The organism is Kitasatospora sp. NPDC007106, from assembly GCF_040634455.1.
In the GTDB taxonomy this organism is placed as follows: domain Bacteria; phylum Actinomycetota; class Actinomycetes; order Streptomycetales; family Streptomycetaceae; genus Kitasatospora; species Kitasatospora arboriphila.
The window spans coordinates 24,657-48,638 of the sequence record NZ_JBEYFP010000006.1; the positions used below are offsets into that span (position 1 = coordinate 24,657).

Genomic DNA, 23,982 nt, shown 5'->3' on the forward strand with positions numbered 1-23,982 from the left:
CGTGCAACCAGCCGTGCCCAGACCGTGCCGTCGTACTGAAGAGAGCACTGTGGCCGCCGACAAGATCGACACGATCGTCAGCCTGAGCAAGCGCCGTGGCTTCGTCTACCCCTGCAGCGAGATCTACGGCGGTACCCGCGCCGCCTGGGACTACGGTCCGCTGGGTGTCGAGCTCAAGGAGAACATCAAGCGCCTGTGGTGGCGGGCGATGGTCACCGCTCGTGAGGACGTCGTCGGAATCGACTCCTCGGTGATCCTCGCCAAGGAGGTCTGGGAGGCCTCCGGCCACGTCGCCACCTTCAACGACCCGCTCACCGAGTGCCTCTCCTGTCACAAGCGCTTCCGCGCCGACCACCTGGAGGAGGCGTACGAGGCCAAGCACGGCAAGCTGCCCGCCAACGGCCTCGCCGACATCAACTGCCCGAACTGCGGGAACAAGGGCTCCTTCACGGAGCCCAAGGAGTTCTCGGGCATGCTGAAGACGCACCTCGGCCCGGTCGAGGACGGCTCCGGCCTCGCGTACCTCCGCCCGGAGACCGCGCAGGGCATCTTCACCAACTTCAAGGCCGTTCAGACCACCTCGCGCAAGAAGCCGCCGTTCGGCATCGCCCAGGTCGGCAAGAGCTTCCGCAACGAGATCACGCCCGGCAACTTCATCTTCCGCACCCGCGAGTTCGAGCAGATGGAGATGGAGTTCTTCGTCAAGCCGGGCGAGGACGAGAAGTGGCACGAGTACTGGCTCGAGCAGCGCTGGAACTGGTACCGCGACCTCGGCCTGCGCGAGGAGAACATGCGCTTCTTCGAGCACCCGAAGGAGAAGCTCTCCCACTACGCCAAGCGCACGGTCGACATCGAGTACCGCTTCAACTTCGGCGGCACCGAGTTCTCCGAGCTCGAGGGCATCGCCAACCGCACGGACTACGACCTCGCCGTGCACAGCGAGCACTCCGGCCAGGACCTCAAGTACTTCGACCAGGAGTCCGGCGAGCGCTACTTCCCGTACGTCATCGAGCCGGCAGCCGGCCTCAACCGCGCCATGCTCGCCTTCCTGATCGACGCCTACTTCGAGGACGAGGCCCCCAACGCCAAGGGCCAGATGGAGAAGCGCGTCGGCATGCGGCTCGACCCGCGCCTCGCCCCCGTCAAGGTCGCGGTGCTCCCGCTCTCCCGCAACGCCGACCTCTCGCCGAAGGCCCGCGGCCTCGCCGCCGACCTGCGCACCGCGTGGAACGTCGACTTCGACGACGCCGGCGCCATCGGCAAGCGCTACCGCCGCCAGGACGAGATCGGCACGCCGTTCTGCGTCACCGTCGACTTCGACACCCTCGAGGACGACGCGGTGACCGTGCGCGAGCGCGACACCATGGCGCAGGAGCGCGTCTCCCTCGACCAGGTGAAGTCCTACCTGGCCGCCCGCCTGATCGGCTGCTGACCTCGGTACGACGCCCTTCGGTCCGCCGACCCGGCCCCCTCCGCTGCAGATTCTGCGGCAGAGGGGGCCGAGTCGTTCCCCGTGCCGGATCGACGGCAGAGGTCAGCGGCGACCGCGGGGGCGGGGTGCGGGCGGTGCCGTCGGGAGCCCCGCCGACCGGAGGGCGGCCAGCACCCCTCGCGAACGGCTCTCCTCCAGTGCGGCCGCCGCACCCAGCAGCACCTGGTACAGCTCGCGGTGCGGGAGCAGAGCGCGCCCCAGTTCGGCGAGGTCACCGGGCGAGCGCAGCCCCGCGGTCTCACGCACCAGTGTGGCGGCGAATCGCTGCGTGGCCGCCTGTTGCGCGGTGGCCTGCTGCGCGGCCGGATGTGGGGCGGCCGGATGCGGGACGGATCCCGTGCCCGGCGGTGCCGCCGTAGCATCTGGGAACGCCAACTGCTCGACGGTGGCGGCCACATCGGCGATCGGCCGGCCCGCAACCTGCCGCAGCAGGTGCCGGACGTCACCGGTGCGCCCGGCCGCGGCCAGACCGGCGGTCAGTGCAGCCAGTTCGGCCGGCGGGGCGGAGGCCCACTCCCACAGCAGGGTCTGGCCGTCGGCGGCCTGGCCCGCCCGTTCCAGGGCCGCGATCAGCGCCGGCAGCGCCGAACCCGGTACGCCCCACAGGGCATGGAACAGTTCGTTCGCCTCGTCCGCCAGCCCCACTCGGCGGAGCTCGGCCAAGGTGCCGGCCGCTTGGTCCGGCGAACCGTGCGCCGTCGCGCGGACTAGGTAGCCCGCCGCACCGTACGGCCCCTGCGATCGCAGCAGAGCGGCGAGACGGGCCACGTCCTGCGGCGCGAGGGTGACCGCGGCCTGCGCCACGACGGCTGCCGACTCGTGCGCCGAACCGCGGCCGTGCAACTCGCCGACGCGGACGGCGAGGGCGGCCAGCTCCTCGGCACTGCGTGGCGGCGGAGCGGGAGCAGGAGCGGGAGTGACGGGAGCGGCTGGAGCGGTGGGTGCGGAGGTGGAGGTGGAGGGTGTGGGCGGTTCGCTGTCGGCCGGCGCCGATCGGTATTCGGTGTCGCCTGATGCCGCACCCCGGACACCGCCGAAGCGGGCCCCGCGGACCGGGGCCACCGTTGGAGCGGACGGTGGGGCCATCCCTGCGGCTTCGGCCGCAGCCTGCTCGGCCGCGGTGGCCCGGACCGGCTCCGGCTCCTGTTCCTCCACGAACGCGCCGCCGAACCGGGCCCCGGTGGGACGCCTGCGCTTCGCGGGCTTCGGTTCGGCCGCAGCCATGGCCGCAGGCCCGACCGCCGGTTTCGTTGCCGGCTCGGGCGTCCGCGCGGTGGTGTGAGTCGGTGGGACTGGTGGTGCCGGGGGTTCGGGGATCGGCCGGTACTGGGGTGCGGCCGCTGCACCGGCGGTGGGGGTGGCCGGTGCGGTGGGGGTGGTAGCAGCGGCTCCCTGGAACGGCGGACCCGGAGGCAGTGAACCGGCTTGCGGGGAGTAGGTGTTGGGGTAGCCGGTGCTGCGGTCGCCGGTGGTGTGGGGGCCAACTGTGTGAGGGCCGGCGCCGAAGGGTGACGGCCGGGTGCCCGCAGTCTGCTGACGCGGTACCGCGTCCTGCTGCCCGGCGCCGCCGGTGCCGCCGGGGCCGGACGGTTCGCGGTAACTGCGTTGGGGAAAGCCGCCGTTCTGCCGGGCGAGATCCTCCAGTGCCAAGAGGCGTTCGCTCAAGTCGAGGCAGCGAGTGCCCAGTCCTTCCCGCAGGGACCGGGCCTGTGCGAGGCGCCGTAGGAGTTCCGGGTCCGGCTGTTGGTGTGGTTGGGCGTAGCCGTGCGCCCGGTCCGGTTGGCTCGCCGCCTGCACCGCCTCGGCGAGCCGTCGTTCGCGCTGTGCTGCGTACTGCCGCGCCCGGAGTAGTTCGTCCAACTCCGTCCGCAGCATGTGGATGTCCGCTGCTGTGGGCCCCAGCTCCTGCACTGTCATCCCTCGTCCGACCAGCCTCTCCACCTCGGGGCCGCCCAGCCGGCCCCCTGGCCCTACCTCGGGCCATCCTCACCAAGCCATACGGCGTCGGTGTTACAGGCGTGAGTCCGCCGATTTTCGGCGAATGACGTTGCAGGTGGCGGGGGTTGAAGTCGCCGGAAGAAGTGGTGGCGTTCCGAGGGTGCGGGTGTCGGGTGGTTGCCCGGGGCGCAGCCCTGCATCGGCGTCAGGGGCAGTCCGGGACCCGCGGCCAGGGTCACGGCCGGGAGTCACGGCCGGGGCCGGGGTCCGGAGCCAGGTTCAGGGCCGAGGCCAGGGTTCAGGGCCAGGGTCAGGCGATGAGCCGGGCCCGGGCCTCCATCAGGGCGAAGCCGAGCAGGTTGAGGCCGCGCCACTCCTGCGGTCGGGTGGCCCGCTCGTTGTCAGCCGCCAGGCCGATGCCCCAGAGCCGGTCGAGCGGGCTGGCCTCCACCAGGACGCGCTGGGCGGTGCCCAGCAGGTAGTTCCGCAGCGCGTCGTCCTGCCCGAACTTGGCCACGTTGCCGGCGACCACGAGCTCGAACCGTTCGGCGACCCACCGCTCCTCGTCGAAGCCCCGGACCTGGCGACCCAGCTTCTTGGCCTCGCCCGGGGTGGGTGCGGCCAGGATGCGGGCCAGCGTCTGCTCGTCCTGGAACAGGCGGGCCTTCCCGGCCATCATCCAGTGCTCCGCGGAGCGGTAGGTGACACCGTCCACGGTGAACTCCCCGGGCCACCACTGGCTGAGCGACCCCGGACCGATCCGGCCGTCGGGCTCCGGCCGGTGGCCCCAGAAGAGCAGGATGTGGGGGCAATTGATCCCTGACGTGCACTGATGCTCAAAAAGGGGCTTTGACATGCGAAAACGCCTCTCGGCTTCTGCCATCGTTTCGCGCAGTTTTTCACTGCCTTGTGCCCTCGATGTGCCCTCGGTAGCCACCCGAGCACCTCCGCTTCCTGGTTGACCTCGCGCTAGCACGACGACGCCGCCCGGTGTGCAACCACCGAGCGGCGCCTAGGACCGGACCCTTCCAAGGCAGGAGCCCAACCCATGACGCACGACCCTACTCCCCGGCGTACCGCCGCGGTGAGACTCATCGACGGCACGACCGTTACCGTCCGAGAGCCGGCCTGGTGCCTCGGCCGCCACGACCAGGGCGAGCACCTGGTCGACCTCACCCACGACGGCCCGGTGACCGACCTGCCCGTGCAGACCGCCCGCGGCCTGGTCGACCTGCTCGACGTGGGCCTGACCCAGTCCCCGTACAGCAGCGTCCCGGCCTACCGGGAGACGCGGGCCGCGGTGTCCATCGCCGGTGCCTGCTACCGCTACGACGCGGCCGGGCTGTTCGCCCTGGCGGACGCCATCGCGGGCCACGCGGTCCAGCTCCGGGTGTTCGCCCGTGAGCTGGCTGTCCTCGAGGGACGGGAGGCCGGCCGATGAAGGCAACCCCTTCCCAGTGGCTGACCGGCGCCGCCGTGGCGGTGATCGTGGCTCTCACCGGTGCCGCGTTCTGGCTGAGCTACGCACACCTGCACACCGTGGCGGCTGAGCACGGCCTGGGCGGCTCCGAGGTCCGGGCGTGGGCGTGGCCGGCGACGCTGGACCTGTTCATCGTCGCGGGCGAGCTGCTGATGCTCCGCGCGTCCCTGGCCCGCTCCACCGACTGGTGGGCGGTCGGGCTGACCGTGGTTGGCTCGGGCGGCTCCATCGCCCTCAACATTGCCGGGGTCACCGGCACCGATCCGCTCGACTACGTGACCGCCGCGGTGCCGCCGACCGCCGCCCTGCTGGCCTTCGGTGCGCTGATGCGGCAGGTCCACGGGGCGCTGACTGCCACAGAGGGACAGGCTGTCCCTGTGTCGGCCGGGGTTGAGAGGGACAGTCTGTCCCTCTCAGATGCCCTGCCCGCGGAGTCGGTGAGGGACGAACTGTCCCTCACCGTGGCGCCGGTAAGGGACGACCTGTCCCTTACAGAGGTCCTCTCGGGACCTGAGTCCGCCCGGTCCTCGGGGGACCTGACGGGGCGGCAGGAGCTGTCCGAGGTGGTGGAGGGCTCGGTGTACCCGGAGCCCGTACCCGCGCCGTACCCGGTCGAGGAGGAGCGGGTACGGCTCGACTTCCTGCCGCTGCCGCAGTGGGCGCCGACGGCCGTCGAGGAGGCCGCGCGTACCCACCCCGTGCTCGCCGCCGAGCAGGCCCGTACCCGCGCCGAGGTGCACGTCGAGTACGTACCCGAAGACGAGCCGGAGGCGGGTACGGGCGACGCCGAGGCGGAGCTGATCGCCCGCGGCCGGGAGAAGTTCGCCGAGTACGTCGACGGGGGCAAGGTGCCCCCGATCAGGGAGATCCGCTCTGTACTCGGGGTGGGCCAGTCCCGCGCGCAGCGGGTACAGGACGCCCTCCGGGCCGACGTGGAGCAGGGGGTGACGGTGTGAGCGAGCAGCACGCCTGCACCTGCGGGCACGACCACAGCCCGGCGCTGCAGCAGCCGATGTACCCGGCGCCGTACCCGGTGTACCCGCAGCCTCCGGCGCCTGTACCCGCCCGGCCGTACGGCGGGTACATCGCGGCCGGCGCGGGCGCCGCGGCGGTGCTGATCCCGACCCTGCTGGCCGTCACCGCGGCCCTGCTGGCGGTCGGCCTGGCGGCCCTCGCCATCGCGGTCACCGCCCTCGTGTGCCGGTGGATCGCGAAGGACATGCGGCGCGGCTGACGGCTGCCCGTCCTCGCCCGGTCGTCCGGGCGGGGGTGGGGAGCCGGGACAGCCCTGGCCCCTCGATCCGAGAGGACACCATCGTGACGACGTCGAACATCCCGCCGCGGCAGACCCGCAGCGGCTCCGCCGGGGCATCCGGCAGCACCACCCGGAACGGCTTCGGGGCCGGCGCCACCTTCTCGCCCGGCCTGAACATCAACGTCAACAAGAGCGCCCCGACCGGCAGCGGCGGTGTGGGCGCGGCGGCCAACCCCGGCGTCGGCCTGAACCGCACCAGCCCGCTGGCCCTGCCGGAGCCGGCGTTCTACTCCACCGCGGACGTCCGCTCGTACTGCGAGGCGCTGCGGGCGTTCGCCATGTACGCCGCGATCGAGGTCGAGGTGGGCGCCGAGATCCTCAAGGCCGCCCTCGAGCAGGCCCCGGCGCTGCCCGGCGACAACGTCTTCCAGGCCCGAATGCGGGCCCGCGCGGTCGGCCGCAAGCTCGCCAAGGCCGCCGACGCCCTGTCCGACGCGGCGAAGGACGCCGCCGCCGCGTGGGCCGCGTTCCAGCGCGAGTACGCCGACGTCGCCAACCCCCGCCCGCAGCGCCAGCAGCGACCGTTCCAGTTCTGAGAGGAGTCACCGTCATGGCGAAGAACACGGCGCACAACCCCGAGGCCGAACACCGGGAGAACCTGGAGGGCGCCTCGACCGCCGGCGGCATCATGGCGTGGGCGATGAACCGGGCCAAGCCCTACACCCCGCCGTGGCTGCTGGCCGGCGGAACCGGCGTGGCTGGCAGCCTGGCGTGGATTCCGGCGCACGGCTCCGTCGGGTACGGCGTGGGCCTGACCCTGGCGTCGGTCGGCCTGACCGGGGCGACCTGGTGGGCCGGGAGGTCGACCAGCGCGCAGCGGCGCCTGCACTCGGCGGTCACCGTGGCCGCGACCTCCGGCTGGTTCACCGGCATGGCGCTGGCCGGCTGGAACTCCCTGACTTTCGGCGCGTACTGGGTCGGCGGCGGCGCCCTGGCCCTGTCGTGGAACATCCGGCAGGTGATGCGCCGCAACCCCGACGCGGCGCAGGCCGCCGCCGACGCGGACGGCACGCTGCTGGAGAAGGTGAAGCTGGCCGGGACGAAGATCCGCCGTGCCGAGGTCGAGCCGAACCGGGTGACCGCGCAGCTCACCCTCCCGGCCGGAGAGCTCACCAACGACGACGTCTCCCGGGCACTGGGCAACATCGCCTCCGCCCTCGACGTCGCCCCGACCGCGGTCCGCTACCTGCCCGACCCCGGATCCGCGCGCCGCGGCGACCTGGTCGTCGTTCCCCGCGACATGCTCGCCGAAGTGGTCGAGTGGTCCGGCCCGTCCAACGTCGGCGGCTCCATCACCGAGCCGCTGGTGATCGGCCGGTACGACGACGGCAGCCCGCTGCTGATCTGGCTGCCCGGCGACCCGGAGACCGGCCGCAACTCCACCCACCTGCTGATCGCGGGCGGCACCGGCTCCGGCAAGGGCGACGGCGCCCTGAACCTGCTGACCGAGATCGTGTCCCGCCGAGACGTGATCCTGTGGCTGTCCGACCCCAAGGCGTTCCAGGACTTCGGCCCGCTGCGCCCCGGCATCGACTGGTCGGTCGAGGGCGGCGCCGAGACCGAGACCATGGTGACCGCGCTGCAGGCCGCCATCCCCGCCCGGACCCGGTGGCTCGGTCAGCACGGGTACCGGCAGTGGGTCGCCACCGCCGCCGAGCAGCAGACGGACCCGGCGCACACCTGCCGCCCCGACGGCACCGCGTGCGGCTGCGAGGGCATGCCGTTCCTGGTCGCGTGGTTCGAGGAGGCCGCGAACACGCTGCGGTTCATGGGCGACGACGCGTTCACCGGCGCCGCGCAGGAGGCCCGCTCCGCTGGCATCGCCCTGGTCATCTCCCTGCAGCGCCCCTCCCACGACCAGATGTCCACCAGCACCCGCGCCTCGCTGCCGTCCGCGCTGTGCTTCGGCGTCGACCCGCGCGACGAAGGGTTCGCCCTGCCGCCGTCCGTCCTCGACGCGGGCGCCCACCCCGGGGCGTGGGGCAACCGCCGCCCCGGGTACTGCTACCTGGTCACCCCCGGCGTGGACGAGAACCGGTACCCGTCCCCGGCCCGCACCTGGCGCTTCACCGGACAGGCCGCCCGCGTCATGGAGCAGCTGGCGGCGTGGGCCGCCCGGCACGGGGCCCGCCCCGACCCGGTCACCGCCAAGGCCGCGGCCGCCACGGTCGGCAAGGCGTACACCGAGCGCAGCAACGGCACCGTCGCCGACGGCGACCAGGACGACGACGGGGGCAGCGTGTACGAGAGCGCCGGCCGCCTCGACGTCGAGGACGACGAGATCGACCCGGCCGCTGAGCTCGACCAGGTCCCGGCCCCGTTGGCCGATGTGCCGTTCGCCCCGCCGAGCTCCGAGCTCAGCCAGGAGGAGGCCCGCGCCGCAATGGACGCGATCGTGGCCGGCTTCGAGGACGACGGCGTGATGGTCATCGGGCCGAAGGACGTCATGGCCAAGGCTGCCGTCGGGCGCAGCCGGGCGTGGGTGTCCGGGGAGTTCCGCCGCATGGTCGAGGACGGCCGGCTGCAGCCCACCGGGCAGTCCGGCCGGTACCGGATCGTGCCCGCCCTGGCCGGCGTCTGACGGCCCTGACGGGCTGACGGCGCTGACACCCATTTCCCTAGGCAGCCGCGGTGTCAGGCGCCACCTGACACCCGTCCTGACGCCACCTGACACCTGGTTCTGACAGCACGACGAGGCCCCGCCGAGAGCATGTCGGCGGGGCCTCGTCGTGCACGATACGCGGGCGCAGGTGCTGCCAGGATCCCGGCACGCCGCCCGCTGAGATCGCCTCGCGGCAAACAGATGCGCCCGGCCAATCCCGGCCGGGCGCATCGTGCGGGTGTTGCCTCGGGTCAGGCTGCCCGCCCGCCCCGAGGCGGGGCGGCAGGCCGCGGGCGGACGCCGTGGCTGGCGAGCCGAGCTGCCCTCTCCGAGGCCGTCAGGCGGCGCACGGGCTCGGACCGCATCATGAAGCCGAGGTTCACGGCGAGACCCGACTCCCAGTTACCCCGGGAAGCAGGGCGGGGGTTGGATGCGACGGTCATCGTCTGTCCTTCTTTCGTGTGGGTTGGTGCTGGGCGGACGGGTGCTCGCCCCCGATGGCGAGGGCGAGCAGCAGGGATGTGGCGAGGTCGTTGCCGAGGGCGCGCCAGGCGTCGACAGCCTCACGGTCCCGTACGGTGAGACGCTGGTAGCGGTGCTGCGGCGCAGCGTCCGTGCTGGTTGCCTCGCATCGGGCGGCTCCGGTCTGCGTAGGCCAGGACCGCGGACCGGTCCAGGAACCAGCGGCCGGCCTGTCTGCGCCCCATGCCCTCGGCAGCGAGCTGGCGGACGCGCCTCTCGCTGAGGGCGAGGAGGGTGCTGGCCTCCGTCGTGGTGATCTCATGGGGCAACCCTGGTCCGACTTCCGGTGCGTCAACTTCCGCGCTGCCGTCGGCGGCACGCGGGAGTGCTTCGTAGGTGTGGGCTGCCCTGCGGATCGCGCGGCGGGTCGCGTCGACCTCCAGGTGCATCCAGGTCGGCAGCGCGCGCAGCACCTGGGCGACGTTGGGCGAGGCGAGGATGCGGTCGAGCACGTGCGCACTGACGCCTGAGACGAGGGCGCCTTCGACGTACCCAGGGCCGCTCACTGTGGCACCGCCAGGTCGTCCATCCAGTCGTCGTCATCGTCGTGAAGCAGTTGCGCCATAACGGCCCGCAGCTCGCGTACGGCAGCCACGCCCGCCGTGCCGCCGGCCTGCGCGGTACGGGCCAGGTTCAGCGCCATCTGCCGTTCGACTTCCGGCATGCCGGCCTCGGTACAGGCGAGGGACACGGCCGTGACCAGGGGCCCGTCCTTGGCCGGGACGGCGCCGTCCAGGTGCGCCCGGATTGCCGCCACGGCCAGGGTGGACATCGTCGTGCGGTGCTCGGCCGCCGCGCGCTGCAGCTGGTCGCGCAGCTCGGGCGGAACCCGGAGTGAGATCGTCATCGTGGCCGCCATCGCGGGCCTCCAATCAGTCGGTGTGACATCTAGATCCGCCGGAGAGAGATTCCTGAAAGTTGGGCGCGGGGCTGCCGGCCGGGCCTGGTGGAAAACTCGGCCAGCGCTCCGGCGACCGAAGGGCGTGCAGAGTCTGGACACCCTTTGCGGTGGCGGTGACCTCGACGGCATCGAGGTCACCGCCGGGGTCAGTCAACGGGCAGGGCGCCGATGGCGGCGGCGAACCCGCGGATGGCGTTGATGAGCTGGCCGGAGAGAGCCTCGTAGTGGAGGGGCATGTCGTTGGCGCGGGCGGTGAGGAGACCGACGACCAGGTGGTCGAGTCCGTGGACGATGTGGTCGAGGCCAGGGGCGGCCGCGGCGGCGCAGTCGGTACAGATGATGCCGAGGCCGTCGAGCTTGATGCTGATGCGATCGTCGCCGTCGGTGCCGGGGCTGACGGCGCTGCAGGTGCCGCACTGAGTGCCGGGCTCGACGAGGCCGAGGAAGAAGGTGATGGGCCGGTCGTCGATGGTGATCACGGCGATGGGCGTGGTGGTCATGGTCGTCTCCACGTGTTGGCTGGCGAGTTACGAGCGGGCTTTACGCCCGACCAGGTGAGGGCTCAGTCCTGGGCGCCGTCACCGCGCAGCTGGTCGGCGGCAGCGGCCAGGAGCTGGTCGACGATGGCGTGGGCGCGGGTGCGGCCGACGGGTGCGTGGTCGGCGAGGGCGCGCAGGCCGGCGCGGTCGATCAGGACGTCGGTGCGGCCGAAGGAGTCGGTGACGACCTTGGTGGTGATGCCGAGCTGGGCGGCGAAGGCCTTGAACTCGGCCGGGTCGAACGGGTCGATGGTCATGGCTGTGGTTCCTTCCGTAGTCGGTCAGGCAGGGGTGGGGAGGCTGTGGGCGCGCAGCTGGGCGGCGGCGACGGGGTCGACCTGGTCGATGGCGTCGACGAACAGCAGCGGCCAGTGGATCGGCCCGGTGCGGCCGCGCAGGACGAGCAAGTCCCGCGACCCGTCGGCCGGCAGCGGGTAGCGCAGGGCCTTGCCGAGCACCGCGGGGTCGACCGTCTTCGGCACGGCGATGACTGCGGCGGTGGCCCGGTCGTTGGGTCGCACGGCGCGGATCAGCCCAGTGCGCAGGACCACTCCGCTGCCGTTGTCGATGTAGGCCTGCCAGGTGGTGACCGCATCGAGTGCCCGGGCCGCCGAGGTGAGCATGCCGGGCGGGACGGTGATCAGGTAGGCGTCGTGCCTGGTGATGTGATGGGCGATCTCCTGCACGGCGCGCGAGCGGAGCATCAGGTGGTTGGTGGCGTCGGGGTCGGTCACGGCTGGTGCCTCCTGGCGATGGCCTCGGCGATGGCGGCGATCAGGGCATCGCTGTTCGCGGCGAGCCAGGCGGCGAAGGCGGTCTCGGCGAGGACGGGAGAGCCGAAGGCGTCCTTGAACTCCTGGGCGGTGATGGGCTCCACCTGCTCGGTGCCGTCGTCGTCGATGTCGGCGAGGCGGTTGCTGTCGCTCACGTGGATCTTCCTTTCGGATTGAGACTGTGATTGCGCTACGTGATCCCCTGGCCGTCGCTACGAACTAAGCCGAAATTACGAAACAAGCAGGTCAGGGGGCCTTCGGGCTGGGGGCTTAATTCGTAGCTACGAATTAAGCCCCCAGGGGCGCCTCAGATACCCGCAGGTCAGAGGCTTAGTTCGTTACTTCGGCTTAGTTCGTCGGATCATCCGGACCGGGGCACCGCCGGTGGGCTCCGACCACTCTTCGTAGCCGCCGAGGGAGAGCAGGGCGGCCCACAGCGCGTCCAGCTCCGCCTTCTTGCGGTTGCGGCCGAAGCAGTCCCTGGTGATCGAGGTCCGGGACGTGCCGGCCTCTCCGGCCGCGTCCACGAACGCCTTGAGGCGGTCCAGGTCGGGGTTCCCGGAGTTGTTGCCGAAGACGTACCAGGCGGAGTCCTCGGCGTAGGACCACATGGCCTCAGCGGCCTGCAGGTGCGGGACGTCGATGCTGCCGCAGCCGTCCAGCAGTGCTGCGGTTACCGACAGCCGGAGCACCTGCGGCGCGGCACGGGCGACGACCTGGGCCACCGGGCCGTCGCCCGCGTGGTCGGCGGCCAGGCGCCGGTAGATGTCGCGCCAGTACACGGCCGCGGCCGCGGTGCGCGCCATCCGCTCGATCTTCGAGGCGTGCTCGATGATCTCCCGCAGTTCGGCGCCCAGCGCCTTGATCGTCGCCTCGCCCAGGTCGCCACCGTCGGGCAGGAGCTTGGAGCGCTTGGAGAGCACCGGCAGGAAGCGGTTCATGGTGCCACCGGCCCGCTCGGAGTCAGAAAGCTTGGCCCGCAGCTCGGTTGGGGTGATGTGCCCGATGATCCCGATGTGCGGGTCGGTGGCGACCTTGGGCTTGAGGGTCATGGTGCGCAGGGTCCCGCCGTCCCAGGCCTGCCTGATCAGCGGCAGCAGGGTGTTGCCCTCGCGCTTGCCCTGGGCCAAGGTGCTGGCGAACTCCGTCTCGACGATGAGCAGGCGCTTGTCGCTCACCCCTTCGTCGTAGTCCTTGCTCTCCGGATCGCCGCTCTCGTCCCGGACCTGGATGATCAGACCCTCGGCGGAGGACAGGCCACCCTGCACACGGTCGTGGCAGAACGTCTCGTCGGCCGCGTTGAGGACCCGGCGCACTTCCGCCCACGAGGTGCCCTTCACACCGCCCGCGGTGCGACCGATGACCATCGGCCAGACACGGCACCCGTGCTCGACACCGCCGGTCAGCATGTGCGGGGACCGGCCGATCATCGTGCCAACGGCCGCATACAGGGTGAACAGCATCGCGGCCGGGTCCGCCTCGGTGTGCGGCTCGATCTCCCGCACGATCCGCCCCGGCAGCCCGTGCATGGCAGGCTCGGCGAGCGCAGGCCACGGCCGCCCGGCCGCCGAGGGCCCGCCCTGCTCCTCCTCACCGAGGCCGTGCCGGGCCAGGATCTTCTCCGTCTCGTCCCACGACGCGCTCATGCACTCACCGCCCCGCGGGCCGGCGCCCGATCGGCACTGCGGACGGTGCGGGCCGCCTCGGCCTCCGACAGGCCGATATGGACGCCGGCATCGACCAGCGCGGCGAACACCGCCGCGGCGGAGACCCGGCCCTCGCGGGTGACCTCCAGGGCCCGGCAGGCGGCCCAGTACAGGCGGGAGTTGCGCTCCCCCTCCTGGGCTTCGAGGACGAAGTGGACAAGCCCGGCCAGGGTGTCCCGCTCACCGCCCGGGCGCACCGGCTGGCGGGGCACCACAGGCGCCTGCTGCCTCGGCAGGAGCACGGCCGGCCACGGCGCGGGCCGGTGGGTGAACTTGCCGTCCCCCGACCAGCGGTAGCGGCCTGCGGTGTCCGGGTGCACGGAGGGGGCGACCACGATGTAGCCGTTGGCCTTCACGTCGATGCCCGGGCCCAGCTTGCCCGGCAGCCGCTGCTGCGGGGCACGGTAGACCATGTGCAGGCCATCGCCGCCGGTGATCTGCATCAGCGTGCCCGGCAGCGGGCCGAGCTTGCCCTCCAGGTGCGCGAGGGTCTTGTTGCCGCCGTTGCGCGGGTCGATGTCGACCACGGCGAGGCCGTTGGGCAGGCAGGGCAGCCCGATGTTGGCCTGCGGGTACCTGTCCCACCAGGCCCGGAGGTGGTCCTGGTCGGTGGTGGCGTCGTGGTAGCCGTGGCCGTCGCTGCCGCACTCTCCGCGGCAGGGGTCGTCTTTGGGGTGCAGGCGCGGGATGGCAGGAGTCTTGCCGGACAGGGGGAACACCTTCCAGCCGTGATCGGCGTAGCCGAGAACGGCACGCAGGAGATCGGTCATGGAGTCCTCGGCTTCTTCGCCGACTCGGCGGCCAGGTCGAGATCGCCGGTCAGCGTCTCGAGTGCCCGCACGATGCGGCGCAGGGCGGCCCGCCGGGTGCGGGCGTTGGGCTGGGTGGAGAGGATGCGGCGCGTGGCGGTGAGGATGAGCCGGAAGTCGGCCCGGTCCCGCTGGGCGGTGGCGTAGGCCAGTTCGAGCCGGTTCATGGGCGCCTTGGGCACCGGCCACGCGCCGACCGGCCTGGACGGCCCGAGGCCCCGGCAGTGGTCGCCGCCGGGGCCTCGGTGGTGGTGCGGTGGGTCATCAGCCGGCCTCGCCCCGGGCAGCCCGCTCGACCGCGAGGTCGACCGCGGCGTACAGCCCGACCCGGATGTCCTCGGCGGCTTCGGCGACCGCTATCCCGTCGGCGAGGGCGCCCTCGATGTGGCGGCGGACCGTCGCGTCGATCAAGGCGTCGGCCAGGGCGTAGAGCGGGTTCGAGGCGCGCTCGGCGCTGCTCCACCCGTCCTGACCGGGGTGCGGGAAGACCGCCTCGGCCGTCTCGGCGCCGAAGATCGCCAGCTTCGCGGCGGTCTCCTGCGGCCGCTCGGAACGGGCGAGGGCGGTGTGGATGGCCCGCTCGGCAGCGCGCATAGCGCTGGTGCCGGTGAAGGGCGCGGTGGCGCCCTGGATGGAGCTGTCGGCGCTTCTGGCCTTACTGTGGTTCACAGCGTTCTCCTTCTTGGAGGGACAAGCCCCGGGTCTTCTTGGTGGTTGGCCGGGGCTTTGTCGTGGTCGGAGCGCGTCGGGCCCTTGTCTGGATGGCCGTCCGGATGGGGCCTTTCGCGTTTCAGGCGGCGATCGTCTGGGTGTCGAGCCACTGATCGACGTCGGTCCAGCGGGCGCGCAGGTGGCGGCCAACCTTGATGAACTTGGGACCGCCACCGCGGCTCGACCACTGGTAGACGGTGCTGATCGGCACGCCGCAGTACTCGGCGACCTCCTGCGCGGTGGCGAGCTTGCGCCTCTGCGCATCGGTCACCTGGGGCAGACGGGAGGGAGGCATGGGCCACTCCATGAATCGTTGATTCGACGACTTAGCTCGTCGTGTCGACGTATGCCAAAGCTTGCCCCTGTCTCTTGCGACTCGTCAAGGCGCCGAGTACATTCGTCGTTATGACGAGTCCGCTGACAGTGAGCGATGTAGTTGCCGAGCGGGTGAGGGAGGTCCGGAAGAGGCGCGGCATGACTGCGAAGGCCCTCGCCGAGGAGTGCGCAAAGCTCGGACTTCCTGGGCTGACGGCTCAGGCACTGTCCAACATCGAGAGCGGTCGTCGAGGTCCGGATGGGCGTCGTCGGCGCGACGTCACGGTCGACGAGCTGTTCGGCCTGGCATTTGCGCTCTCGGTTGCACCTGTTCACCTGCTGGTCCCGCCCGTGGACGGCGAGGAAGTGGCGCTTTATCGCGTCGTTCCGGCTGGCAACCCCACGACGCCAGGCTTCGCGCGGGCCTGGATTCGAGGACAGTCGCCAATCGGGAACGTGGATGCGCGCTGGTACTTCAGTGAGGTGCCGAGCTCGGAGTGGACCCCGCCAGCGAGTCAGTGGAGCGCCGCGAACATCGAGGCGCAGAGCGATGCCGTTCGAGGCCAAGATGGCTGACGTCTACGACAGGTGGCACCTGTCCCGGCCGCCCATGGACGCAAAGCCGTGCCCTGACCACACCAGTCAGACCCGCACGCTGGTTCCCAGCGCCGAGCACGGCAAGGGCAGGCGCTGGCAAGTCCGCTACCGCGATCACGAGGGCGGTCAACGCAAGGAGAACTTCGCGAAGCGCAGCCAGGCCGACAGCCGCGCCGCCGAGGTCGAGACCGACCTGAACCGCGGCACCTACATCGACCCGAAGGCCGGGAACATTACCCTTCGGGAGTTCGCCGAGGACTGGCTGGCCTCCCGGACTAGCGACCCTTCGACGATCGATATCCAGAGCCGACACCTGCGGCTGCACATCCTGCCCGCCCTGGGCGGCCGCCCGCTCCGAGCCTTGCGGTCCTCCACCATCCAGGCATGGCTCTCCGGCCTGACGGTGAAAGCCACCTACGCGAATGGCATCCTCGGTACGCTCTCGGCGATTCTCGCGGCCGCCGTCGATGACGAGGTGATCAGCAAGAACCCGGCCCGAGCAAAATCGGTTCGACCCCCGAAGGTCGAGAAGAAGAAGATCCAGCCGTGGACCGCTGAGCGCGTCGCGGCCGTCCTCGGGGCCCTGCCCGGGCGTTACACGGGCATGGGCGTGCTGGCTGCTGGCTGCGGGCTGCGCCAGGGGGAGATCCTCGGCCTCGGCCCGGACGACCTCGACCTCAAGCGCGGCCTCGTCCACGTCCGCAGGCAGGTGAAGCACGTCGACTACAAGCGGGTATTTGCCCCTCCGAAGGGCGGCCGTACTCGTGAGGTGCCGCTCCCGCCGTCAGTAGCGGCCGCCCTGGCGGTCCACATGAAGGTGTATCCGCCGAAGCCGGTTAGCCTGCCGTGGCGCACGGCGGACGGCGCTGCCGCCACGGTCCAGCTGCTGTTCACCACCCCCGACAGCGCCAACGCCATCGACTCCAACAGCTTCAATTCCCGCGTCTGGAAGCCTGCTCTGGCCGCCGCCGGTGTGATCCCGGGGCCGAGGAAGGGTGAGACGCACGCGGCGGCCGAGGAGGACGGCATGCATGCGCTGCGGCATCACTACGCAAGCGCGCTCCTCGACGGAGGGGAGAACATCACCGCCCTCTCGGAGTACCTGGGGCACCACGACCCTGCGTTCACACTGCGGACGTACGTGCATCTGATGCCGGCCTCCGAGGACCGGACGAAGCGCGTGATCGACGCTGCGATGGGCTCCATGCTCACCGCCCTGTTTTTCGAGTCGAGTGCCCTCAATGTGCCCTCGGCGGACCCGGCTACCTAGAACTTGCAGGTCGCAGGTTCACGCCCCCAGACGAGCAGGTACTTGGGCCGAGTGCCCGCCTCGACCAGGGCGACCAACTGCTCACGGGTGCGGGTGTCGGCCGGTGTGGTGGGTTCAGTGGTCGTCATGACGTCATGCTCCCATCCGTCGCCGACACTCTGCTTCCGGTTTTTCGCACCCTTGGAACACCACCTCGTACGCTGCCCCGCAGGTCAGGCAACCGAGCGCGGGAGCCGCAGGCTGAGGACGGCGATGATCACCGAGCCGCCGAACTGGAGGGCCAGCACGAGCGCCAGTGCGTGCGCGAAGCCCATGGTGGGGGACACCGCGAGGAAGAGCGTGCCGAGGGTGGCGACGCCGAGCGCGAGGCTGGACTGCTGGGTGGTCGCCAGGACGCCGCTCCCGACGCCTGCCCGCTCGGCAGGGACCTTGGACAGCACCACGCGGAACAGCGGAGTGCCCACCAGGCCCTGGCCGATGCCCGCCAGGGCGACGCCGGGCAGCATCCGCAGCGGCGAGAAGTGAGTCCAGTCCGCCAGGACGGTGGCCAGCAGGGTGACCAGGCCGATCCCCTGGACCACTGCGCCCGCCGTGATCACCCGGCTGCCGAACCGTCCCACCAGACGCGGGCCGGAGAGCGAGGCCGCGAAGTACCCTGCGGCCATCGGCACCAGCGCCCAGCCGGCGGCGACCGGCCCGAGCCGGAGACCGTGCTGGAGCAGGATCGCCACCACGAACATGAAGCCGCCGAAGCCGGTGAAGTAGGGCAGCGCGATGCCGAGTCCTCGGCGCATCTCGGGAATGTGCAGCAGTGAGAGCGGCACCAGCGGTGTCCGGCCCATCCGCTCGGCCCGGCGTTCCACGGTCAGGAAGGCGGCGGCGAGCAGCGGGAACAGGCCGAGCAGCAGCCAGGTCCACAGCGGCCAACCGACGGCCCGGCCCTCCATCAGCGGGACGAAGAGGGAGAGCAGCGAGGCGGTCAGCAGCACCGTGCCGGGCACGTCCACTCCGGCGGCACGGCTGGCCCGCGTCTCGGGCACGAACCGGACGGCGAGCACCGCGGTCAGCAGGGCGAACGGGACGTTGAGCAGGAACACGGCGCGCCAGCCGCTCCCGAACAGGTCCGCCGCGACCATCATGCCGCCGAGGACCTGGCCGATGACGACGGAGATGCCGCCGACCGCGCCGTAGATGCCGAGTGCCCGGGCACGCTGGGACCCGCTGCTGGCAGCGGTGATGGTCGCCAGGACCTGGGGCAGCAGCAGCGCAGCGGAGGCGCCCTGCGCCACGCGTGCCGCCACCAGCGTCCACGCCGTCGGCGCGAGACCGCAGGCCAGGGACGTCACCGCGAAGAGCGCGGCACCGGCGACGAACAGACGGCGCCGACCGAGTGCGTCGCCGAGCCGGCCGCCCAGGACCAGCAGGACCGCGAAGGCGATGCCGTAACCGGCGGCGACGAGCTCCAGAACCGCGGGGCCCGCAGCGAGGTCGTGGTCGATGGTGGGCAGCGCGACGTTGACGATGAAGAAGTCGAGCATCGGCAGGAAGGCGCCGAGCAGGACGGTGACGAGGCCCGCGACACCCAGGGTGGGGGCGTCCGTGGCACGACCGGCGGTGGAGGTGGTCCGTGGAAGCGTCAGTTGCTGAGTCACGGCACCTACGATCCGCCTCGCCGCACCCTGGTACCAGACATCGTTTATCCAGGTATAACGAGTACCTGGCAACAGGATGCGCGCGGGAGCATCCTGGTAGGCATGGCTACACGCATCGCCTCCACAGGCCGCCCTACGGAGTCTGCCTCCCGGCCCGGCCCTGCCACCAGGGCCGGCGGGTCCACGGCCACAAGCCCGACGGCGGCGGGCTTCACGGCTACGGGGTCCACAGCCACGGGGTCCACGGCTACCAGGCCGGGAGCCGGCGCCGGGGCCGAACTCGCTCCGGCCGCTGCCCGGCGACAGGAGCTCGCCGCCTTCCTCCGTAGCCGCCGGGAGCGCATCTCGCCCGAGCAGGTGGGGTTGCCCGAGACCGGGCGCCGCCGCACACCGGGCCTTCGCCGGGAAGAAGTGGCGCACCTCGCCACGGTGGGAGTCACCTGGTACACCTGGCTGGAGCAGGGGCGGGACATCCAGGTCTCCGCCCAGGTGCTGCAGTCGGTGGCACGGGCGCTCATGCTCGACCCGACGGAACGTGCCCACCTGTTCGTCCTGGCCGGTGCCGAGGACCCTGCCCCGATCGTCGAATGCGCCACCGTCACGCCGGCCGCGCGGATGCTCCTCACTCAGCTGGAGCCGATGCCGGCCGCCGTGCTGAACAGCCGCTACGACGTTCTCGCCTACAACCGCGCCTACACCTGGATCGCAGGCGACCTCGACGCCCTCCCGTTCGAGGACCGCAATCTGATGTGGCTGGCCTTCACCGACTCCGAGTTCCAGAGGAGCCTCCTCGACATCGGGGAGGCGCGCCCCGCCATGGTGGCCAAGTTCCGTACCGCCATGGCCGATCACGGGGCCGAGCCTGCGTGGAAGACGTTGCTGAACCGACTGCGCAAGGCCTCGCCCGAGTTCGAGGAGATGTGGCAGCAGCACGAGGTCGCCGGCCTCGGCAACGGCCTGAAGCGCTTCCTGGTGCCGGACGTCGGCTTGATGCGCTTCGAGTACACCAATCTCTGGCTCGGCCCGCGGCCCGGCCCGAGACTTGTCGCCTACACGCCCCAGGACGAGGAGACGCGGAGCAAGCTGGAGGCTCTCGCGGCCCGTTCCTGAGTGCGTCGACGCGCGGAGCAGGGCGGGGATCGCCAGTGCGCCGCGGCGAACCGGCGAGCCCGTGCGTCGCGGCAGCGAGGCACCGATGGTGAAGCGCGGCACCCGGGGCGTCCGGCACGCACGGCTCGCCGCGTGGTCGAAGGCAGCGCGGTCGGCTGCGAGCAGCAGGCACACCAGCGCGATCGGCACCTCGGCGGCAAGTGCCATGGTGAGTGCGGTAGCCAGCTCGGGCCCGGTGGCAGCTGTCGAGACATCGACCAGTGCGTCCAGCCCGAGCAGCAGACCGGCGAGGCACGCGGCCGAGCGGGGTGCCGCGCCGCGGCCGTCCGGCCGCAGGCCTGCAGTGAGCAGCGCTGCGGCCTCGGCCGCGTCGAGCAGGGCCCAGCCGACGAGATGTGCCCAGGCCAGGGCCACCGCCCAGGGGATCAGCGCGAGTCCGCAGACGGCCAGCAGCCGGTGGTGGCTCACGCAGCAACCCCCGCCCGCAGCCGGACCGGTGGGCAGCCCGGCCCGCTCACCAGGACACCTGTTGCAGGTGTGGCGCACCAAGCCAGCCAGAACGCACCCATCACCGTGGTCAACCCGGCGGGAACCCGCTGACTGGCCCGTCGGCCACGGGTGAACACCACCGCGGGCGGTGAGCCGTCCGCGCACAGCCGCCCCCAGGCGAAGGCCCCGGGATGGCCGGTGCCCGGCCGTCGCCGTACGCCACGGAGCACGCCACCCGCCAAGGACGACGTCACCACCACATCGAGCAACTCGCCGTGCTCGTAGACCTCCAACGCGGCCCGGCGCCCGCGCCCCGCCGAACCCCGGACGGACCACGGCCCCAGCACAGGCAGGGCCAAAGTACGGCGGACGCTGGGCGGTGGCACCCGACTCCGCCCCGGAGGTACTGCGCCGCGACCGCGGACCGTCTCGCCGACGCGGTCCGCAGCGAGCCCTCGGGCACGGGCACCCGCCAGCGGTCCCGCAGCGGTCGACGGGCCGACGCCGCCCGCTCCGGTGTCCCGGGCAGCGCCGTCCGCCTCGCGCACCGTCGGGTTCGCCCGGCCGTACACCGTGTTGCTCGTCCGGTCGTTCGCCGTGCTGTTCGCCGTGCCGTTCGCCGTGTTGTTTCCCGTGCTGTTCGTCAGGCTGTTCGTCATGCCGACAACATTCGCGACCTGCGGATGCCCCTGTCGTTGGCGCACACTTCACTTTTCATGGTGAAGCCAGCTACACCATCAACAGTGAAGAGCACTTCATGGTGGAGCTGATCGCGCGCCAACTACTCTTTCCGCCATGTCCGATTCCGCTCTCCGCAACCCGCTCGCGCCACTTCTCCGGCGCGTTCCGTGGGCGGCGGCTGCCAGGCGGGACACCCTCTTCGTCGCGGCAGGTGTCCCCCTGGGGATGCCGGCCGTCGTTCTCCTCCTCGACGCCAAGTCCGCCGCCGTCCTGGTGTTCGTACTTCCCTTCTGCTTCGACCTCCTGACGACGGCACAGCGAAGTCGCCTCCTCGTCCTGCGCGGCGTGGACGTGCCGAGCCGGCTGCCGCCCGATGCGGGGTGGGCGAGGAGACTGCGCGCCGGCATGACCTGGCGCCAGACGCTCCATCACGTCGTCATGGCCCCACTGTTCGCGACCGCAGGCCTCCTGGTCATGGCGGTCTGGGGAGCCGGTCTCGTCATGGCGACGTTCTTCGTCTGGATCTGGGCGCTGCCGCCCGACGGCCCAATGCGGCCCGGATCCGGGTGGACGACCGATGGGGGATTGGTCACTGCCGCCGGTGTGGCGCTGCTCCTCCTCGGGCCCTGGGCGTTCGCCTGGATCGCCCGCACCGACGAGCGGACCACCCGCGCCCTGATCGGTCGCAACCGGGCCGAGGTGCTGGAAGAACGGGTGGAGCGACTCGCGGTCAGCCGTGCCGGGGTAGTGGACGCGGCAGACGCCGAGCGCCGCCGGATCGAGCGGGACCTCCACGACGGTGCCCAGCAGCGTCTCGTCTCCCTCGCCATGAACCTCGGACTGGCCCGCCGGACGCTGACCGACATTCCGACGGAGGCCATGCAGGTCATCGTCGAGGCGCACGAGGAGGCCCAGGCAGCCATCGAGGAGCTGCGCGACCTCGTCCGCGGCCTGCACCCGGTCGTCCTGGAGGACCGCGGGTTGGACGCAGCACTGTCCGGCATCGCCGCTCGGAGTCCGGTGCCGGTGCGCATGGACGTCGACCTCGACGGACGTGTGGCACCAGCGGTCGAAGCGGTCGCCTACTTCACAGTCTCCGAGGCACTGGCGAACGCGGCCAAGCACGCCCGGGCGTCCCGCGTCGACCTCTCCGTCCGTCGATCCGGAGACCGGCTCCGGATAGTCATCGGCGACGACGGCATCGGCGGGGCCGATCCGTCCAGGGGAAGCGGCCTGACGGGCCTGCGGAAACGAGCGGCCTCGGTCGACGGCACGCTCACTGTCATCAGCCCCCTCGGGGGCCCCACCACTCTCACCGTGGAGCTGCCGTGCGAGCTGTGATTGCCGAAGACTCCGTCCTCCTACGGGTCGGCCTGATCAAGGTGCTGGAATCCGTCGGCTACGAGATCCCGGCTGCGGTCGGAGACGCAGAATCCCTGCTGGCCGCAGTCGAGGAACACAAACCTGACATTGCGATCATTGATGTGCGAATGCCACCGGACTTCGCGGACGAGGGCGTCAAGGCTGCGCTGCTGATCCGCAGGCAGTGGCCCGATGTGGCCGTCCTGCTGCTCTCACAGTATGTGGAGGAGCGCTACGCCGCCGACCTGCTCTCGGCGAACACCAGTGGCGTCGGGTACCTGCTCAAGCAGCGTGTCGCCAATGTCGACGACTTCCTGGAGGCGCTCCAGCGAGTTGCCGACGGCGGTACGGCGCTCGACCCCGAGGTGGTCGCCCAACTCCTCGTCCGCAAGGATCGCGATCCGCTCCGCAAACTGACTCCACGCGAGCGCGACGTCCTCGCCCTCATGGCGGAAGGCCGGTCCAACGCCGGCATCGCCGCCATCCTGGTAGTGAGCGACAGCGCTGTCGCGAAGCACATCAACGCCATCCTGATGAAGCTCGACCTCCCGCAGACGGACGCAGACCACCGCAGGGTCCTCGCAGTCCTCCGGTTCCTCGAGGTGGGCTGAGGTGGCGATCCGCCCGGTCAACGCCGCCGCCGCAGCCCGCCACAGCCGGCGAGGCAGCGCAGCCACCGCAGACATGGCAGACGGCATGAGTGGCACCGCGGGCACAGCAGACACCTCAGCAGGAGAGCGTGAGCGCAAGGCCTGGCGCGCCGTCGCGATCATCGTGCTGACCCTCAGCGTCCTTGCCGGAGCTGGCATGGCCTGGGGCGTCATGGCGTACCGGACGACCACGCGGACCTTCCTCGGTCCGGTCACCGCAGTGGAACTCAATGCCGAGGCCGCTCAGGTGCGGGTCGAGGCCGGTGGGCCCGACCGCGTCACGGTGGACCAGCGGGCTGACTGGGCGCTGCGGCCACCCGCGGTCGAGGAGAGCCTGGAGAACGGAACTCTCCGAATAACCGTCCGCTGCGGCACCATCGTCGGGCCGCTGGACGCCGAGCCCTTCGGGTGCGGGCTCCTGCTCGACATCCGGATTCCGGCCGGAGTGCCGGTCCATGCCCGGGCCACGTCCGGTGGATTCACCGCGCGAGGGCTGTCCGGGGAGCTCCGGATCGAGACCACCTCGGGGGCGATCCGGCTCGATGCTGTGAGCGGCCCGGTCTGGGCGAAGGCGTCCTCGGGACAGATCACCGGCGAGACCTTGACCTCCACCCGCGTTCAGGCCGTCCTGACCTCCGGGCAACTGCTGCTCATGTTCGCCCGCCCACCCGAGGAGGTCACCGTCACAGCCACCTCCGGCCAGGTCGACCTCGAACTCCCGGCCGACCCTGCCGGGTACCGCATCGACCACAACACCAGTTCAGGTGCAGTGGACATCAACCCGGCCCTGAGATCCGACACCTCCACCCGCCACCTCGACATCGCCACCAGCTCCGGCCAGATCAGCGTGGCGAAAGCCACCCCGTAGCCGCCGCGGCCAAGTCAGCCCACCCGCCCAGCTGCCCCACCCGCTCAGCCACCGCCCGGCCGCACAAGCCCGGCCAGCCCAGCTACCCCACCCACACAAGCCCGCCCGCTCACCCGTCCAAGCCCACCCACCACCCACCCCACCCCACCCACCACCCACCCCACCCCACCCACCACCCACCCCACCCCACCCACCACCCA

The 23,982-nt window shown here is 71.4% G+C and carries 26 protein-coding genes and 1 pseudogene; 12 read left to right on the plus strand and 15 right to left on the minus strand.

Annotated features, from left to right (window positions below):
- Positions 1–49: 49 nt before the first annotated feature.
- Positions 50–1,432, plus strand: a complete 1,383-nt coding sequence (locus tag ABZ641_RS01520; RefSeq protein ID WP_344622640.1) for a glycine--tRNA ligase — start codon at positions 50–52, stop codon at positions 1,430–1,432.
- A gap of 102 nt (positions 1,433–1,534) precedes the next feature.
- Here ABZ641_RS01520 and ABZ641_RS01525 read toward each other — a convergent pair whose 3' ends face one another.
- The gene (locus tag ABZ641_RS01525) at positions 1,535–2,155 is read right to left on the minus strand and encodes a hypothetical protein (RefSeq protein ID WP_359978301.1); all 621 of its coding nucleotides are present in this window, start codon (positions 2,153–2,155) and stop codon (positions 1,535–1,537) included.
- A 1,585-nt stretch (positions 2,156–3,740) separates the two neighbouring features.
- A complete protein-coding gene (locus tag ABZ641_RS01530; protein ID WP_359978304.1) occupies positions 3,741–4,286 on the minus strand; it encodes an NADAR family protein in 546 nt (181 codons plus the stop codon).
- A 192-nt stretch (positions 4,287–4,478) separates the two neighbouring features.
- Here ABZ641_RS01530 and ABZ641_RS01535 point away from each other — a divergent pair, with 192 nt between their 5' ends.
- The 5 genes and pseudogenes from ABZ641_RS01535 (at position 4,479) to traB (ending at position 8,806) form a co-directional block, all read left to right on the plus strand.
- Positions 4,479–4,871, plus strand: a complete 393-nt coding sequence (locus ABZ641_RS01535) for a hypothetical protein (protein ID WP_359978306.1) — start codon at positions 4,479–4,481, stop codon at positions 4,869–4,871.
- A pseudogene (locus ABZ641_RS01540) lies at positions 4,868–5,251 on the plus strand (DUF2637 domain-containing protein); the annotation flags it as partial. The gene ABZ641_RS01535 and the pseudogene ABZ641_RS01540, both read left to right, overlap by 4 nt.
- Before the next feature lie 611 nt (positions 5,252–5,862).
- Positions 5,863–6,144 (plus strand): hypothetical protein, encoded by a 282-nt coding sequence (locus tag ABZ641_RS01545; RefSeq protein WP_359978309.1) that lies wholly within the window; start codon positions 5,863–5,865, stop codon positions 6,142–6,144.
- A gap of 83 nt (positions 6,145–6,227) precedes the next feature.
- Positions 6,228–6,761, plus strand: a complete 534-nt coding sequence (gene traA / locus ABZ641_RS01550; RefSeq protein WP_359978312.1) for a plasmid transfer protein TraA — start codon at positions 6,228–6,230, stop codon at positions 6,759–6,761.
- A 14-nt stretch (positions 6,762–6,775) separates the two neighbouring features.
- Positions 6,776–8,806 carry a plasmid transfer protein TraB gene (gene traB / locus ABZ641_RS01555; RefSeq protein WP_359978315.1) on the plus strand — a complete coding sequence of 677 codons (2,031 nt, stop codon included), beginning with the start codon at positions 6,776–6,778 and terminating at the stop codon, positions 8,804–8,806.
- A 584-nt stretch (positions 8,807–9,390) separates the two neighbouring features.
- Here traB and ABZ641_RS01560 read toward each other — a convergent pair.
- The 11 genes from ABZ641_RS01560 to ABZ641_RS01610 form a co-directional block, all read right to left on the minus strand.
- The gene (locus ABZ641_RS01560; RefSeq protein WP_359978317.1) at positions 9,391–9,801 is read right to left on the minus strand and encodes a hypothetical protein; all 411 of its coding nucleotides are present in this window, start codon (positions 9,799–9,801) and stop codon (positions 9,391–9,393) included.
- Between the two features lie 50 nt (positions 9,802–9,851).
- Entirely contained in the window at positions 9,852–10,208 is a 357-nt protein-coding gene (locus tag ABZ641_RS01565; RefSeq protein WP_359978320.1) for a hypothetical protein, read from the minus strand.
- Between the two features lie 188 nt (positions 10,209–10,396).
- Positions 10,397–10,750 (minus strand): hypothetical protein, encoded by a 354-nt coding sequence (locus ABZ641_RS01570; RefSeq protein ID WP_359978322.1) that lies wholly within the window; start codon positions 10,748–10,750, stop codon positions 10,397–10,399.
- Between the two features lie 62 nt (positions 10,751–10,812).
- Positions 10,813–11,046 (minus strand): hypothetical protein, encoded by a 234-nt coding sequence (locus tag ABZ641_RS01575; protein WP_359978324.1) that lies wholly within the window; start codon positions 11,044–11,046, stop codon positions 10,813–10,815.
- A 24-nt stretch (positions 11,047–11,070) separates the two neighbouring features.
- On the minus strand, positions 11,071–11,523 hold the full coding sequence (locus ABZ641_RS01580) for a hypothetical protein (RefSeq protein WP_359978327.1): 453 nt from the start codon (positions 11,521–11,523) through the stop codon (positions 11,071–11,073).
- Positions 11,520–11,717, minus strand: a complete 198-nt coding sequence (locus tag ABZ641_RS01585) for a hypothetical protein (RefSeq protein WP_359978329.1) — start codon at positions 11,715–11,717, stop codon at positions 11,520–11,522. The genes ABZ641_RS01580 and ABZ641_RS01585 overlap by 4 nt, the downstream gene beginning before the upstream one ends.
- Before the next feature lie 183 nt (positions 11,718–11,900).
- Positions 11,901–13,208: a hypothetical protein gene (locus ABZ641_RS01590; RefSeq protein ID WP_359978332.1), complete on the minus strand. Its 1,308-nt coding sequence runs from the start codon at positions 13,206–13,208 to the stop codon at positions 11,901–11,903.
- Positions 13,205–14,038: a bifunctional DNA primase/polymerase gene (locus ABZ641_RS01595; protein ID WP_359978335.1), complete on the minus strand. Its 834-nt coding sequence runs from the start codon at positions 14,036–14,038 to the stop codon at positions 13,205–13,207. Before ABZ641_RS01595 ends, ABZ641_RS01590 begins: the two co-directional genes overlap by 4 nt.
- A complete protein-coding gene (locus ABZ641_RS01600) occupies positions 14,035–14,244 on the minus strand; it encodes a hypothetical protein (protein ID WP_359978337.1) in 210 nt (69 codons plus the stop codon). The genes ABZ641_RS01595 and ABZ641_RS01600 overlap by 4 nt, the downstream gene beginning before the upstream one ends.
- Positions 14,245–14,341: 97 nt before the next feature.
- Complete coding sequence (locus tag ABZ641_RS01605; protein ID WP_359978340.1) at positions 14,342–14,746, minus strand: hypothetical protein; 405 nt, start codon at positions 14,744–14,746, stop codon at positions 14,342–14,344.
- Between the two features lie 121 nt (positions 14,747–14,867).
- Positions 14,868–15,083 carry a helix-turn-helix domain-containing protein gene (locus ABZ641_RS01610; protein ID WP_359978342.1) on the minus strand — a complete coding sequence of 72 codons (216 nt, stop codon included), beginning with the start codon at positions 15,081–15,083 and terminating at the stop codon, positions 14,868–14,870.
- A 179-nt stretch (positions 15,084–15,262) separates the two neighbouring features.
- Between ABZ641_RS01610 and ABZ641_RS01615 the strand changes: the two genes are divergently transcribed.
- Together ABZ641_RS01615 and ABZ641_RS01620 are read left to right on the plus strand one after the other, a co-directional pair.
- Positions 15,263–15,679: a hypothetical protein gene (locus ABZ641_RS01615; protein ID WP_359978344.1), complete on the plus strand. Its 417-nt coding sequence runs from the start codon at positions 15,263–15,265 to the stop codon at positions 15,677–15,679.
- The gene (locus tag ABZ641_RS01620) at positions 15,654–16,970 is read left to right on the plus strand and encodes a site-specific integrase (protein WP_359978346.1); all 1,317 of its coding nucleotides are present in this window, start codon (positions 15,654–15,656) and stop codon (positions 16,968–16,970) included. Before ABZ641_RS01615 ends, ABZ641_RS01620 begins: the two co-directional genes overlap by 26 nt.
- Here the strand turns inward: ABZ641_RS01620 and ABZ641_RS01625 are convergent.
- Together ABZ641_RS01625 and ABZ641_RS01630 are read right to left on the minus strand one after the other, a co-directional pair.
- Complete coding sequence (locus tag ABZ641_RS01625; RefSeq protein ID WP_359978348.1) at positions 16,967–17,098, minus strand: hypothetical protein; 132 nt, start codon at positions 17,096–17,098, stop codon at positions 16,967–16,969. The genes ABZ641_RS01620 and ABZ641_RS01625 overlap by 4 nt on opposite strands.
- Before the next feature lie 84 nt (positions 17,099–17,182).
- The gene (locus ABZ641_RS01630) at positions 17,183–18,622 is read right to left on the minus strand and encodes an MFS transporter (protein ID WP_359978351.1); all 1,440 of its coding nucleotides are present in this window, start codon (positions 18,620–18,622) and stop codon (positions 17,183–17,185) included.
- Positions 18,623–18,724: 102 nt separating this feature from the next.
- Between ABZ641_RS01630 and ABZ641_RS01635 the strand changes: the two genes are divergently transcribed.
- The 4 genes from ABZ641_RS01635 (at position 18,725) to ABZ641_RS01650 (ending at position 23,782) form a co-directional block, all read left to right on the plus strand.
- Positions 18,725–19,732, plus strand: a complete 1,008-nt coding sequence (locus ABZ641_RS01635; RefSeq protein WP_359978354.1) for a helix-turn-helix transcriptional regulator — start codon at positions 18,725–18,727, stop codon at positions 19,730–19,732.
- A gap of 1,284 nt (positions 19,733–21,016) precedes the next feature.
- Positions 21,017–22,243, plus strand: coding sequence for a sensor histidine kinase (locus tag ABZ641_RS01640; protein WP_344622644.1), 1,227 nt, complete (start codon positions 21,017–21,019; stop codon positions 22,241–22,243).
- Positions 22,231–22,875 (plus strand): response regulator transcription factor, encoded by a 645-nt coding sequence (locus tag ABZ641_RS01645; protein WP_344622645.1) that lies wholly within the window; start codon positions 22,231–22,233, stop codon positions 22,873–22,875. Before ABZ641_RS01640 ends, ABZ641_RS01645 begins: the two co-directional genes overlap by 13 nt.
- An 85-nt stretch (positions 22,876–22,960) precedes the next feature.
- Positions 22,961–23,782 (plus strand): DUF4097 family beta strand repeat-containing protein, encoded by an 822-nt coding sequence (locus tag ABZ641_RS01650; RefSeq protein ID WP_359978357.1) that lies wholly within the window; start codon positions 22,961–22,963, stop codon positions 23,780–23,782.
- Positions 23,783–23,982: the final 200 nt, after the last annotated feature.